The sequence below is a fragment of the Amycolatopsis sp. VC5-11 genome, assembly GCF_037034185.1.
GTDB classification, from domain to species: Bacteria; Actinomycetota; Actinomycetes; order Mycobacteriales; family Pseudonocardiaceae; genus Amycolatopsis; species Amycolatopsis nivea.
In genome coordinates this window covers 215,673-229,670 of record NZ_JBAGKF010000002.1, presented here as the reverse complement: position 1 = coordinate 229,670, position 13,998 = coordinate 215,673, and the positions used below count along the sequence as shown (strand labels likewise).

Annotated in this window: 11 protein-coding genes; 5 read left to right on the top strand and 6 right to left on the bottom strand. The window is 69.5% G+C overall.

The genetic code is table 11. The annotated features are described in order from the left end of the window. Positions 1-74: 74 nt before the first annotated feature. On the top strand, positions 75-665 hold the full coding sequence (locus WA670_RS08400; RefSeq protein WP_336157315.1) for a cysteine hydrolase family protein: 591 nt from the start codon (positions 75-77) through the stop codon (positions 663-665). Between the two features lie 47 nt (positions 666-712). Here the strand turns inward: WA670_RS08400 and WA670_RS08395 are convergent, their stop codons facing one another. Both WA670_RS08395 and ychF read right to left on the bottom strand, forming a co-directional pair. Continuing rightward, complete coding sequence (locus WA670_RS08395) at positions 713-1,285, bottom strand: hypothetical protein (protein WP_336157313.1); 573 nt, start codon at positions 1,283-1,285, stop codon at positions 713-715. Positions 1,286-1,344: 59 nt separating this feature from the next. Next, complete coding sequence (ychF, locus tag WA670_RS08390; RefSeq protein ID WP_037816661.1) at positions 1,345-2,427, bottom strand: redox-regulated ATPase YchF; 1,083 nt, start codon at positions 2,425-2,427, stop codon at positions 1,345-1,347. Positions 2,428-2,529: 102 nt separating this feature from the next. On the opposite strand from ychF, the gene WA670_RS08385 reads away from it, so the two are divergent. Next, positions 2,530-3,939, top strand: a complete 1,410-nt coding sequence (locus WA670_RS08385) for a DNA-3-methyladenine glycosylase 2 family protein (RefSeq protein WP_336157310.1) — start codon at positions 2,530-2,532, stop codon at positions 3,937-3,939. A gap of 13 nt (positions 3,940-3,952) precedes the next feature. Next, the gene (locus tag WA670_RS08380; RefSeq protein WP_043828143.1) at positions 3,953-4,456 is read left to right on the top strand and encodes a methylated-DNA--[protein]-cysteine S-methyltransferase; all 504 of its coding nucleotides are present in this window, start codon (positions 3,953-3,955) and stop codon (positions 4,454-4,456) included. A 575-nt stretch (positions 4,457-5,031) separates the two neighbouring features. On the opposite strand, the gene WA670_RS08375 is transcribed toward WA670_RS08380, so the two are convergent. Together WA670_RS08375 and WA670_RS08370 are read right to left on the bottom strand one after the other, a co-directional pair. Beyond that, the gene (locus WA670_RS08375) at positions 5,032-7,995 is read right to left on the bottom strand and encodes an SMC family ATPase (protein ID WP_336157308.1); all 2,964 of its coding nucleotides are present in this window, start codon (positions 7,993-7,995) and stop codon (positions 5,032-5,034) included. Continuing rightward, entirely contained in the window at positions 7,992-9,146 is a 1,155-nt protein-coding gene (locus WA670_RS08370; protein ID WP_336157306.1) for an exonuclease SbcCD subunit D, read from the bottom strand. Before WA670_RS08370 ends, WA670_RS08375 begins: the two co-directional genes overlap by 4 nt. Before the next feature lie 229 nt (positions 9,147-9,375). On the opposite strand from WA670_RS08370, the gene rmuC reads away from it, so the two are divergent. Beyond that, the gene (gene rmuC, locus WA670_RS08365) at positions 9,376-10,290 is read left to right on the top strand and encodes a DNA recombination protein RmuC (protein ID WP_037816668.1); all 915 of its coding nucleotides are present in this window, start codon (positions 9,376-9,378) and stop codon (positions 10,288-10,290) included. Between the two features lie 579 nt (positions 10,291-10,869). On the opposite strand, the gene WA670_RS08360 is transcribed toward rmuC, so the two are convergent. Then, a complete protein-coding gene (locus WA670_RS08360) occupies positions 10,870-11,085 on the bottom strand; it encodes a hypothetical protein (protein WP_336157304.1) in 216 nt (71 codons plus the stop codon). Between the two features lie 319 nt (positions 11,086-11,404). On the opposite strand from WA670_RS08360, the gene WA670_RS08355 reads away from it, so the two are divergent. After that, positions 11,405-12,304, top strand: coding sequence for a DUF6542 domain-containing protein (locus tag WA670_RS08355; RefSeq protein WP_275292795.1), 900 nt, complete (start codon positions 11,405-11,407; stop codon positions 12,302-12,304). Between the two features lie 568 nt (positions 12,305-12,872). On the opposite strand, the gene WA670_RS08350 is transcribed toward WA670_RS08355, so the two are convergent. Beyond that, positions 12,873-13,883: a 4-hydroxy-3-methylbut-2-enyl diphosphate reductase gene (locus WA670_RS08350; protein ID WP_043828136.1), complete on the bottom strand. Its 1,011-nt coding sequence runs from the start codon at positions 13,881-13,883 to the stop codon at positions 12,873-12,875. Between the last annotated feature and the right edge of the window lie 115 nt (positions 13,884-13,998).

Below are 13,998 nucleotides of genomic sequence, written 5' to 3'. Positions count from 1 at the left end.
TGCATGTCATTGCCGACATTCGGAGCCGAGTCTAGCGTCGGTCGTGCGGAACGGAAACGAGAGGAAACCCCACCATGGCACGGAAAACGCTGCGGGAGCTGAACGGTCTCGACCAGACCCCGGCAACGCTGGCCGACGCGACGCTGATCCTGGTCGACTACCAGAACACCTACACCCGCGGCGTGATGGAGCTGGAAGGCTGGCGTCCGGCGCTGACCGCGGCTCGGCATCTGCTCGCCAAGGCCCGCGCCGCCGGCGCGAAGGTGATCCACGTCGTCCACGACAGCGGCGAGGGCACGCCGTACGACGTCCGAGCCGAGATCGGCAGCATCCACCCGGACGTCGCCCCGGTCGAAGGCGAACCGGTCGTCGTCAAGGGCGCGCCGAACTCCTTCGTGAACACCGACCTGGGCTCACTGGTTGACGAAGCCGGGCACAAGAACGTGGTGATCGCCGGGTTCATGACCAACATGTGCGTCACGTTCACCACCGAAGGCGCGTTCCTGCGCGGCAACCACCCGACCGTCGTCGCCGACGCCTGCGCGACTCGTCCATTGCCGACTCCTGCTGGGGAAGTCAGCGCGGATCAGCTGCACAACAGCGCTTTGGCGACCATCGGGGATCTTTACGGCGTTGTCGTGCCGAGTGTTGCCGAACTGAACTGAACCTCGCTCTCGGTCTCGGCGGGCCTTCTCCTGCCGAGACCGGTCCGTCAGAAGTCGATGAACCCCGCGACCACCTCCCGCACCACTCCGTCGGATCCCGGAGTGCCGTAGAAGTAGACCGACCCGTAGCCCCAGAGGTACTCCTCGATCACATCCTCGAGCTCGCCCTCGGTCGGCCAGCCCTCTTCGTTGACCTGAAAGAGAAACTGATGCCCGTCGGCACGTACGGCGTCGGCGTAGCTCGGCTCGTCTTGAATCAGCACCGGCTCGTCCCCGAACTGGACGAGCGCGATCGCGTCTTCCTCGTCAGGCATCTCGGAGAGCGCCGCCGAGCGAAGCCCAGGCCACCCCAGGTCAGCCCGCTCCCCGCGTGGCGAGGGCAGGTGCACCAGCGCACGCATCGCCATGTCCGGGTACTGGACGTCGCTGTCGCCGATGTCGAATCCGTTGCGCAGCACCACGGAAACCTCGTAACCCTGCGCCCAGGGAGCTGCGGGAACAGTCAGCAGATAGCGGTGGGTCGCGAGGAGCGGATGCGCCTCGATCGCAACGGGCGGCGCACCACCAAGACGGCCTCCGTCCGCGCGATCCGGCAAGGACGGGGTGAAGAGCACGGGCATAGGCCGATCCTACGAACCAGGACCGACAATTTCGCGCCCGTGCTCGGCCGCGACACCGGTCAGACGTTGAAGCGGAACTCCACGACGTCGCCGTCCGCCATCACGTAGTCCTTGCCCTCCATGCGGACCTTGCCCGCCGAACGCGCAGCCGCCATCGAGCCCGCTTCGACGAGGTCCTCGAACGACACGACCTCCGCCTTGATGAAGCCGCGCTCGAAGTCCGTGTGGATGACGCCGGCCGCCTGCGGGGCGGTCGCGCCCTGCGGGATCGTCCAGGCGCGGGATTCCTTCGGACCGGCCGTGAGGTACGTCTGCAGGCCGAGCGTGTGGAAGCCCGCGCGAGCGAGCGCGTTCAGGCCCGGCTCCAGCTGGCCGACGGACTCCAGCAGCTCGCGCACGGACTCCTCGTCGTCCAGCTCCAGCAGCTCGGCCTCGACCTTCGCGTCGAGGAACACCGCGTCCGCCGGGGCGACGAGCTTCGCCAGCTCCTCGCGGCGCGCCTCGTCGGTGAGCACGGCTTCGTCGGCGTTGAAGACGTACAGGAATGGCTTCGTGGTGAGCAGGCTCAGCTCGCGCAGCGCCTCGCCGTCGATGTCCTTCTGCGCCTGGAACAGCGTGCGCCCGGAATCGAGGATCTCCTTGGCCTTCTGGGCGTTTTCGAGCGCCGGCCGCGCTTCCTTCTTGGTGCGCGCTTCCTTCTCCAGCCGCGGCAGCGCCTTCTCGAGCGTCTGCAGGTCGGCGAGGATCAGCTCGGTGTTGATCGTCTCGATGTCGGACATCGGGTCGATCCGGCCGTCGACGTGCACCACGTCCGGGTCGTCGAACACGCGGATGACCTGGCAGATCGCGTTGGCCTCGCGGATGTTCGCGAGGAACTTGTTGCCGAGCCCCGCGCCCTCGGACGCGCCCTTCACGATGCCCGCGATGTCCACAAAGGACACCACGGCGGGCACGATCTTCTCCGACGAGAAGACCCCGGCCAGCTTGTCCAGCCGCGGGTCCGGCAGCGGCACGACGCCGACGTTGGGCTCGATCGTGGCGAACGGGTAGTTCGCGGCGAGCACGTCGTTGCGCGTCAGCGCGTTGAACAGGGTGGACTTGCCGACGTTGGGCAGGCCGACGATACCGAGGGTGAGACTCACGGCCGGTAAGTCTACGTGCTGCGCGCGAACCGTCGCCGACCCGGTAACGTCGTGTCGGTTTTCCGCCAGTCAGGGCTCTCACCTGCTGGCATCATCGACCGCATGGCTACCTCGACCATTCCGATCTGGCGCGACACCGAGCGCTGCTACCGCGCGGTGACCGCCCGCGACCAGCGGTTCGATGGCCAGTTCATCATGGCGGTGCGCACCACGGGCATCTACTGCCGCCCGTCCTGCCCGGCACTCACGCCGAAGGCGCAGAACGTCCGCTTCTACCCGACTTCGGCCGCCGCACAAGCCGGTGGTTTCCGCGCTTGCCGCCGCTGCCTGCCGGACGCGGTCCCCGGTTCGCCGGACTGGAACGTGCGCGCCGACCTGGCCGCCCGCGCGATGCGGCTGATCTCGGACGGCCTGGTCGAGCGCGAAGGCGTGCCCGGCTTGGCCCGTCAACTCGGCTACTCGGAACGCCAGCTCGGACGGGTGCTGACCGCCGAACTGGGCGCGGGCCCGATCCGCCTCGCCCGAGCCCATCGAGCCCATTCGGCGCGCTTGCTGATCGAGATGTCGCAGCTGCCGCTCACCGACGTCGCGTTCGCGGCCGGGTTCTCCAGCATCCGGCAGTTCAACGAAACGATCCGCGAGGTGTTCGCGACGACGCCGTCGCAGCTGCGCGCGGCTTCGCTCCGCCGCGGAAACCGCAACGAACCCAGCGGCGCGACGCGGCTCAGCCTTCGCCTGCCGTTCCGTGCCCCGTTCGACGCCGCGGGCGTGCTGGGCTACCACGCCTCGCGGGCGCTGCCAGGCATCGAAGCCGTCTCCGAGGACGGTTACGGCCGCACCTTGCGCCTCCCGCACGGCCCGGCGTCAGTGTGGGTCAGCCCGCGCGCTGGCTATGTGCAGTGCGACCTAGCGCTCTCGGACCTGCGCGACCTGAGCAGCGCCGTCAGCCGCGTACGACGCCTGCTGGACCTGGACGCCGACCCGGAAGCCGTCTCGCGCGTGCTCTCCGCCGACGAGGCCTTGGCCCCGCTGGTCGCCGCCACGCCAGGCATCCGCGTGCCAGGCGCCGTCGACGGCCCGGAAGTCCTGCTCCGCACCCTGCTCGGCGAGGACATGGCCGACGTTGTCGCCCTCGGCGAGCCCGTCCCGCCCGCCGACCCGCCCATGGACACCCTGACGACTCTTTTCCCGACCCCGTCCGCCCTCGCCGAAGCCGATGTGAAACCGCTGGTCAAGAAGGTCGCCGCGGCCATCGTCGCCGGTGAACTGGACCCGCACGTAGGCCGCGACGCCGACGAACTCCGCGCCGAAATGCTCGCGACCGGCGTCGATCCCGCCATCGCCGACTACGTCGTGATGCGCCTGCTCGGCGCCCCCGACGTCCTGTTGACCGCCGACCCAGCCGTCCGCCACGGCGCGGCCGAGCTGGGCATCGACCTGGCGACGTCCGCGCGCGACTGGCAGCCGTGGAGCTCGTACGCCAGCCGGTATCTCAGTTCCGTGACCGTTTAAGGAGACTTTCCTCGTGCCCACCGCCTTCTGGTCCACTTTGGACACCCGCATCGGCCCATTCACCGCAGTAGTGACCGGCGACGGCGCCGTACTGGCCTCCGGCTGGACCGCCGACGTCGCCGAGCTGACGCCCCTCATCTCGCCGTCCCTGACTCCGACGACCCTGACCGAACGCCGCGACCTTGGCCCGGTGACGACCGCAATCCGCAGCTACCACGGCGGCGACCTCGACGCCGTCGCCGACATCGAGGTGCGCCAACGCTCCGGCCCGTTCCGCGAGCACGCCTGGGAGATGCTGCGCAAGGTCCCAGCAGGCAGCCCAGTGAGCTACGCGGAGTACGCCGCCCTATCCGGCAACCCCTCCGCAGTCCGCGCCGCAGCAACCGCCTGCGCCCGCAACGCGGCGGCCCTGTTCGTGCCTTGCCACCGCGTCGTCCGGACCGGCGGAGCGATCGGCAACTTCCGCTGGGGCGTGCCCGCTAAGCGGTGGCTGTTGCACCACGAAGAGGCCGCCTGACGGGTATGCGCGGGGTGTCGGTCGGCGCGAGTTCACTGGGCCGGGTTGACCGACGCGGCGAGCGTGGTTGAGGTGGCCGGGCCGATGGGGCAAGTGTTGCTGAAGTGCCCGGGCTGAGCCCGCCACTTCAGCAGCATCCCGCTACATCGCTCAGCCCGCGACCGCACCAGCCGCCCGCCGAGGTGACCAGCCGCGCTCACCGGCGAACGGCACCCGGCTAGGCGAACTGCGAGCACCACGACGTTGACTGTCGCGCCTCCCTCAGCACCAGCCTCACCGCGGCTGCGACCGGGCACCATGCCTCGCGGTCGACATTCCCCAGCCAGCCAACTATCCGGCACCGCCCCAGACATCCAGCATCCGAGTTGCACCAACCATTCGGCCGCCGCGCCGACCCAGTCAGCGGGCTGCCAAGCCGTCCGGCCGCCCAGCCATCACACGTCCCACGTGCGAGACGCCCGGCCGCCCGAGCCACCCGGCCGATCAGCCGCCCAGCTGTCCGGCCACGCGGCCCGCCCAGCGGCACCTCGGTGCAGGAGCCACCCGTCATCCGGCGCAGACTCGCCCTGCTCTCGTCAAGCCATCTGCAACTCCACTCTCGACCCGGCGCGGGACTTCCGCACCCGCAGCCGCGTGGGGATGCGCTGGCGGAGTTCCTCGACGTGCGACACCAGGCCCACCACGCGGCCGCCGGCGCGGAGTTCGTCGAGGATGTTCATCACCACGTCCAGGGTTTCGGCGTCCAGGGTGCCGAAACCCTCGTCCACGAAGAGAGTGTCGAGCAGCGCACCGCCGGTTTCGCCTGCCACCACATCGGCCAACCCCAGCGCGAGCGACAACGACGCGAGGAACGACTCGCCGCCCGACAGGGTTTTCGCTGGGCGCACGGCACCGGAGTAGTCGTCCAGCACATCCAGGCCGAGGCCGCCCCTCGTGCCGCGCGCGCCGGCCGCGTCCGAGTGCACGAACGAGTAGCGCCCCTGGCTCATAGTCCGCAACCGCGCGGTCGCCGCGAGCGCGACCTCTTCCAGCCGAGCCGCCAGGACATACGAGCGCAGCGACATTTTCCGCGCGTTCTGCCCTCGTCCATTGACCACTTCGGACAGTGCCCGGAGTTCGGCGTATTCCTCCTCCAACGGCTCCAGCTCCGACAGCGCCTTGCTCAACCGTCCGGCCAGCTTCACCAGCTCGCGACGCTGCGCCGAAACCGCTTGCTGCGCGGCAAAAGCGGTATCCGCCCGAGCCCGCGTCTCCTTCGCCCGCTCCGCCAGCGGCGCAACTTCTACCGCGTCGTCCGGCGAGATCCCGAACAGTTCCGGCTGCGCGAGCATCTCCCGCGCACCGGCGGCAGTCGCTTCCGCCTCGGCGAGACCCTGTTCGAGCTTCGTGATCTGCTCGTCGGTCCGGACGGCGGCGCGCATTTCCTCCAGGGTCGAGAACCCCTTGGCATGCAACGAGATCTCCACCAGATCCCGTTGCTCCGCGAGCCGAGTCTCCGCTCCCGACACCGCGGTGTGCGCCTCCGCCGCCAAGTCGAGCGCGCCGGCGAACGTGAGCAGGTGCTGCCGCCGGGCAGGAACGTCCGGGAACTCTCCCCGGCCCGCGACCAGCCGCTGCTCGCGTTCGGCCATCCGTTCGTCCAACGCCCGGATCTCGCCGTTCGCCTCGGTGACCGTCTGTTCGGCGAGGCGCCGCTGTTCGGCCAACTGCTCGGCACCGCGCTCGAGTTCAGCGACCTTCGCGTTCAACTGAGCCTTGCGCTGCGCCTTTCCGGAGAGTTCCGCGACGACCGTCCTGGCTTCGGCCAGCGCGGTCACGATCTCCTCCGCAGTGCGTCCGTCCAGCCGTTCGCGCAGGAAGACAACCCGCGCCTTGGCCTCTTCCAACGCGGACACCACTCGCTGGCGCAACGCCGACGCCTTCTGCTCGGCTTCTTCCGCGGCACGTTCTTCCGCCGCGTCCACCAATGGCGCGTCGTGGTTCGCCGGTGCCGGATGTTCGGCCGACCCGCACACCGGGCACGCCGTTCCCTCAGCCAAGCCAGCAGCCAGCTCTGCCGCCATGCCGTCGAGACGCCGTTCGCGGAGATCCAGCCGACGTTGCCGAGCCGCCTGGTGCTCGTCGACCACTTCGCGCAGTTTCGCTTCGCCGCGCTCGACTCTGGCTTCAGCTGGCGGTAACTCCTCGGCCGCGCGAGTGAGTACCGTCAGCTCTTCAACGCGGGATTTCGCGCCGTCCAGCTTCGCCGCCGCTTCCCCGGCTACCGTCGCTTCGGTGCGCGCAGCGGCAATCCGACCGGGCAGCTCGGCCAACCGCTCCGCAAGCCCAGCAACTTGCTCGGCGGCTTTCTCCGCGGCTTTCTGCCGCTCCGCACGACGTTGCTCGTCGCTCTTCTGCTGGTTGGCTTCCGCAGCCAATTCGGCGAGAGCGCCCGCCTCCTCGCGAACGGAGCCCGCGCGCTCGCGCAGGTCCGCGACGGCGAGCCCGACCGCATCGAAACCGAGGTCGGCGAGATCTCGGATCCGATCGGCCACGAGCACCTGTGCATCACCGAGCTCGGCCGTGCGCCGGTCCATCAGCTCGGCCTCGGGAACCACCGCGGCAGCGCGCCGAGCCGCCGCGATTTCTTCCGTCCACTCAGCACGTTCGGTCGCCTGCTCGGCGATCTGCGTCAGCCGGGTGTGCGCGGTGCGCACCCGGCGGATCTTTTCCGCGTCCTCTTCGGCCTCTCGCAGCGCGACCTCAGCGGACTTCGCTGCCGAACGCGCTTGTGCTGCCTCGGTTTCCGCCGCCTCGGCCCGGGCGGCGATCTCGGTCAGCACCGCCTCTACCCACTCCGGCTGCCCTTCCTCCGGCGGTTCCTGCTGCGCTTCCTGGGCGTAGCGGGCGAGCAGCTCACGGACCTCCTGCTGCCGCTTTTCCAGCGCACGGCCGCGTTCCGCGCGAAGGTCCGCGAACCAGCGTTCGACGTCGGAGAACCGCTCGGTGCCGAAAAGCCGCTCCAGCAGCTTCTCGCGCTCCGTGGTGTCGCTGCGGAGGAACTTCGCGAATTCTCCTTGCGGCAACAGCACAACCTGGAAGAACTGCGCTGCAGTCATGCCCAGCAGCCGCTCGACGGTGCGCGCCACCTCGTCGATGCGGATGCTCCCGTCCGGCGGCAGCCCGGCGGGCGGTTCGCCGACCCAGGTCAGCGAAACCCGGGCCTGCTGGGTGGTGAATCCGTCGCCGCGCTTCTTCGGCCGCTGGTACTCCGGGCTGCGCACGATCCGCAACCGCTGACCCTGCACGGTCAGCTCCAGCACGACCTCCGTCTGCCGATCCAGTTCGGCGAGGTCGCACCGCAACCGCTTGACGTCGCCGCGCGCGCCCGGCACCACGCCGAACAACGCGAACGCGATCGCGTCGAGCAGCGTGGTTTTGCCCGCTCCGGTGTCGCCGTGGAGAAGGAAGAGACCGTCGGCGCCAAGGGCGTCGAAGTCCACCACCTCCCGTCCCGAGTAGGGGCCGAAAGCTTCCACCTCCAGCAGATGCAGTCTCACAGCTTCTCCACCGCCGCCCGGTTCGCTGCTTCGAGCGCCAGGTGCACGAGCCGCTCCTCGCGTTCGGTCGGCGGAGCACCCCGGCAATCGTCGAGGAAACTGCGCGCGATCTCGATGTCGCTGCGCCCGCGCACCGCCTCGGCGTACTTCAGTTCGGTGCCGGCGACCCCGCCGTCGGGTCGCCAATCCATGTGCACCGCATAGGGAAAACGGTCCTGCAGCAACCGCATCGCATCGATCGGGCGCACTCGGTCCGTGACCGTGATCGAGAGGAAATGCTCGCGCCATTGCTCGTGTTCCGGGTCCTCGAGCAAAGCGGCGAGCTCGCCGGAGAGCGTCGCGAGCGGGCGCGGCACCGGCAGCTCGTGCCTGCGGACCTCGGCCAGGCCGGTGGCGTCGAGATCCACGAACCACACTGATTTCCGTTGCCGCGCTTCGGAAAACGAGTACGCCAGCGGACTTCCGGAGTACCGGAGATGTTCCGCGAGCGTCTGCGGCCCGTGCAGGTGCCCTAGCGCGACGTAGTCCACGCCGTCGAACACCGAGCCGGGAACCTGCTCGACTCCGCCCACCGCGATGGTTCGTTCCGATTCACTGGCCTCGCCGCCGGTGACGAAAGCGTGTGCCAGCACTACGGACCGAGTCTCCGGACGACTGGCCAGGTCGTCCCGCACACGCCGCATCGCCTCGCCGAGCACGCCGGTGTGGCCGCGCGCCTCCGGCACACCCAGCGCGTGCCGCGACGGCTCGGGTTCGAGATACGGGATGCCGTAGAACGCGACCGCGCCGTGTTCGTCGTGCAGCACAACGGGTTCCGCGATGCCTTCGACGGTCGCGCGGACGTGCAGCCCGCCCGCCGCCGCGAATTCGGCGAACGCGCCCAGCCGAGCGGCCGAATCGTGGTTGCCAGGCGTGACCACGAGTTCCGCGCCTGCCCGCCGAATGCGGGTCATCGCGGCCGTGGCGACGCGGACAGCTTCGGCGGACGGCACCGCTCGGTCGTAGATGTCACCGGCCACCACCACGACGTCGACCGACTCGCGGTCGACGAGTTCGGCGATGTGCGTGAGGGCGGCCTCCTGTTCGGTAAGCAGATCGGCGCCGTGGAACGTGCGGCCGACGTGCCAATCAGAGGTATGGAGGACTCTCACGGCGACCACGTTAGGAGCAGACCCCGACGAAATCGGGGAGGCACGCCGGTACCCCACTCGAACGTGTGTACGAAGCCGATCAGGTCCGTCGCGGACACGCCCAGCCTCGAATCTGGAAAGTCGCAGGTCAGCTACGCAGCGCGACCGCGGGTGCCGGTTTTTGTCGGTGGGGTCCGCCATGATGTCTCGCGTCCGGACACCCGCCGGACCCGACGGAGAGGAGGACCGGGTGGAGACGGTGATCACCACCGCGGCCGTCGTGCTCGCGCTGCTCCTGTGCGTCGCGGTAGTCGCGCTGTGGCGGCTGTACAACGACGGAATGCGCCGCGCCGACGCGGCCGCGCGGCTCGTGGCGGCGGAGCGTGCGAAAGGCGACCAGCAGCAGCTCGCGCTGCGCCGGTACGAGGTGGCGTTCGCGTCGATCCACGGCCGCGGCGAACTCGGCGAACAGGTGCTCGTGGAAACCGCGCGCGCACTCGGACTGCGGGAGGGACTGCACTTCACCCTGCAGACCGATTTGGGCGGCGGCGGAAGCGCGAAGCCCGACCTGGTGCTGAATGTCGGCGGCGGCCGAGCGGTACCGGTCGACGCGAAGGCGAGCATGGCCATCTGGGCGGAGGCAGTCGAGACCGACGACCCGGAAGAACGGCTCGACGCGCTGCGCGTCCACGTCCGGCAGCTGCGCTCCCGCGCGGCGGAGCTGGCGGGCAAGGGCTACCAGCGCTGGGCGGACGCGATCTACGGCACCATCATGTTCGTCCCGTCCGACGCGGCCGTCGTCGCCGCGCTCGACACCGATCCCGAACTGCTGCGCTGGCTGATCGACCGCCGCGTCTTCCTGTGCGGCCCCACGGGATTCGGGGTGCTCGCGTCGGCAGCGCTGTTCGCCGCCAGCGACCGGGCGCTTGTCGAGGACGTCGAGCAAGTGCGCGCGGGCGCCGCCGCCGCACACCGAGCCGCGGGCAATGCGGTGGAGGCGCTGAATCTGTCCTCCACGCACCTGCAGCGCTTCGTCTCGGCCCGCCGCCGGGAACTCGAGGCGCTGGAGTCGTTCCGCGCGACCGTCGCGCCGCTCACCGACGCGTCGGGCAGTCCGGCGCCGGTGCCGCAGCTTCGGAAGGGAGACGAGGTGGCAGCTGGTTGAGGTCACGGCGCGATGGCCGCGGGCTCGACAGTCGCGATCGGATAATCGACGGTGTGCTCCCACGGGCGGGCTCCGCAACGGGGCTTCCTGACGTCAGATGACGGCCGTGGGCTGATGCTCTCGCACATGGAGCGTGCTTGACGTTGGGCAGGGCGAGGTTGCGGTTGCCTGGTCTGGCGCGACGATCTGCGCGGGCTTGGCTGGCGCGAGCGTGGTGACACGGTTCGGCGGCATGCCTTCGGGACACGAATCCGGTGGCACGTCCCGACGAGTCGAACCCCTGCAGCGCGATCTGGCGGCATGGCCGCTGGCGGCGCGATCTGGCCGAGCCAGCCACGGCAGTGCGCTTTGGCGGCGCGGGTCAGATGGCGCGATCCGGCAGAGCGGGCCTCGGCGGCGCGATTTGCCTCCACGTCGTCCGGAGGGAGTGAGCCCGGTCGAGGGAGCAGCTGCGCGGCCTGGCGTGGTGCGGCTCGCCCCCTGGCGCTCTTCGCGGAGGAGCGTGGTCTCGCTCGGGCGGTGACGCGGCAGGCGTCCGAGGAGCGCCCAGCGACGTCCCGGTGAGCGGTAGGCCGGAGGTCACGCGTCGGCAGCCAACACGGTGACGCGGCCCAAGTGGTCATCGTCCGCAGCGCCGACGGTCGGCGGCTTGCAGCTGAGTGCGGCGAGCGGGTACCAAGGTCCGGATTGCCCGGAACGAACGGCGAAGTCCAGGTTGGACACTGCCGCCGGGGCGAGCGAAAGGGCATGGTTCCGACGTCGCGCGGGCAGGATCCGGACGCTCAGGCGGCTCACGGGAACGTCAATTCCCGGTCAAGTTCCAGAACGGCGAATGTTCCGGAACAGGACCGGTGGCGCCGCCGTCGCGGTCGTCGGCTGGTGGCATAGCCTGGGGTCAGCGCAGGGCCGGGAAACGGGCAGCCGGACCATACCGTCGGTATCACCGCTGGTCAGAGGTCTGGTCCACTGGTTCCTCGTTCGGCGGAGCGGTGCGGGAAGGCCGTACCGCGGGTACCGCTCGACCGTACGAAATGTCATGCGGTCGAGTGGCTGCTTCGTGCTGTCCTCGGCAGTGCCAACAAGATCGTGACAAGTACGGGCTACGGTGTGCCTCGTGACCGCGATACGCGATCGCCAGAGCGATCCCGATGCCGATGACGCCCCCGTGCCGTGGGACGAGCGTCTCGTCGTCGGCACGAGGCGCGGCCTGCCCTGGTGGGCGGCTGTGCTCGTGGGCTTCGGCTTGGCAGTGCTCGGCGCCATCATCGACGAGAAGTCCACCGGCAGCCTCGGTTTTGTTTTCAAGGCGGGCTACTTCCTCGGGGCCGTGATCGCGGTCGGCGCGGTGCAAAGACGCGGACTGTTCGGTCCGATGGTGCAGCCACCGCTGGTGCTCGCCGTCACCGTGCCGGGTGTGGTGCTGCTGACCGGCGGGGGTCCGGAAGCCAGCGACACCCTGTCGAAGCTGCTCAACATCGGGACGCCGCTGATCAAGGGCTTCCCGACGATGGCGGTCACCACCGGTGTCACGCTGCTGTTCGGCTTCTTCCGCATCTACCGCGAACGCGACCCGGACGCACCGGTCAAGATCAAGGACGGCAAAGTCCCGCGCGGTCGGGACGAGGACGACGACAAAGCCGCCAACCGTCCGCGCTCGCGGCCGCCTGCCGGTCGCGCGGGGCAGTCCGGTCAGACGCCGCCTCCGGGCAACCGTCGCCGTCCGCCGCGGGATCTCGACGCTCCCCCGCCGCGACGGCCGCGTCCGCCTGGCGAGCCGGGTGCCCGACCGCGTCGTGAGCCGATGGACCCGAACGCTCCGCGCGGTAGTCGCAAGCCGCCGCCGGAAGGGCGTCGGCCCCGGCCGCCGGAGGGCGATCCGCGCCGTCGTGATCCGCGGGGTGACGCTCCGCCGCCGCGTCGTCGGCCGCGCGGGGACGAGCCACCGCCCGGACGTCCGCGTCCGCCTCGCCGGGAACCGCCGCGCCGTCAACGTCCTTGGGAAGACGAGGGCTGACCGAGCGCGCAGGCCACGCTGGAACCGGGCGAACCGACGAAGGCTGACCGAGCATGCAAGTCACGCCGAAACTGGGCGACCCTACGAAAGCTGGCTGAGCACGCAAGTCACGCCGGAGCTGGACCACCCGACGAGAGCAAACCGGGCACGCAAGTCACGCCGGAGCCGGGCCACCCAACGAGGATTGACCGGGCGCGCAGGGCAGGTCGAAACCAGACCACTCGACAAACCTGACCGAGCACGCAAGTCAGGCCGGAGCTGGACCACCCGACGACGGCCGACCGGGCGCGCAAGCCACGCAGGAACCGGACCATCCGCCGAAGGCTGGGCGCCCAACTCACGTCGCAAGCTGGCAGCACAAGGCAAACGAGAAAGGCCGCCGATCCCCACACCGGGATCGGCGGCCTTTTCGTTGCGACTAAAGGAATTCTCTCGTCCGGGTCGTGACTCAGCACGAACTACTGCACGGCTCAGCGGCCAAATCGACCGGAGCGGCTCGCACGACTCCGCGGCGAAAGCTTCAGCGGCGCGCCAAACGCTCCGGCTGCCGCAGCACCGAACGAAAACCTCAGGACTCCGACTTAACAGCCTTCCGAAGCTCCTTAGGCAACGCAAAAGCGATCTTCTCGTTCGCCGTAGTCACCTCGTCCACCTGCCCGTACCCGCGCTCGGCCAGCCACTTCAGCAGGTCCATCACCAGCACGTCCGGCACCGAAGCCCCAGACGTGACCCCGACCGTCGAGACGCCCTCGAGCCACGCCTCGTCGACCTCCGAAGCGAAGTCGATCAAGTGCGAGGCCGACGCGCCAGCCTTCAAAGCGACCTCGACCAGCCGCTTCGAGTTGGAGGAGTTCTTCGAGCCCACGACCAGCACCAGGTCGCATTCCGGGGCCATTGCCTTGACCGCGACCTGGCGGTTGGTCGTGGCGTAACAGATGTCGTCGCTGGGCGGGTCGGCCAAGGTCGGGAAGCGGTCGCGGAGCTGGTCGACGCGTTCCATCGTCTCGTCCACCGACAGGGTGGTCTGCGACAGCCAGATCACCTTCGACGGGTCGCGCACGTCGACCTTGTCGACGTCCTCGGGCTTGTCGACCAACTGCACCTTGTCCGGTGCCTCGCCAGCCGTGCCTTCGACCTCCTCGTGGCCCTCGTGGCCGATGAGAAGGATGTCGTAGTCGTCCTTGGCGAAGCGGTTGACCTCTTTGTGCACCTTGGTGACCAGCGGGCAGGTCGCGTCGATGGTGCGCAGGTTCCGTTCCTCGGCCTCGGCGTGCACCGCGGGCGAGACGCCGTGCGCGGAGAACACCACGAGCGCGCCCTCGGGCACCTCGGACGTCTCGTCGACGAAAATCACGCCGCGTTCGCGCAGGGTTTCGACGACGTGCCGGTTGTGCACGATTTCCTTGCGCACGTACACCGGCGGCCCGTACAGCTCGAGCGCCTTCTCGACGGCGACGACCGCGCGGTCAACGCCGGCGCAGTACCCGCGCGGCTTCGCGAGCAGCACGCGTTTGGCGGCGCCGGACCGGGAGATCGTCGGGGTACCGGCGGGTTCGGTTCCGGGACTCGCAGAAGTCATGCCTCCAGGGTACGGGCAGTGCCGATCCGGGGTTGAAGTCCTCGTTCGGATGATGGCGGCGGCCGTTCAGGCTGTGCCGGGCGTCACGTCCGGTGCCCCTGGCCACCCGTTCGGT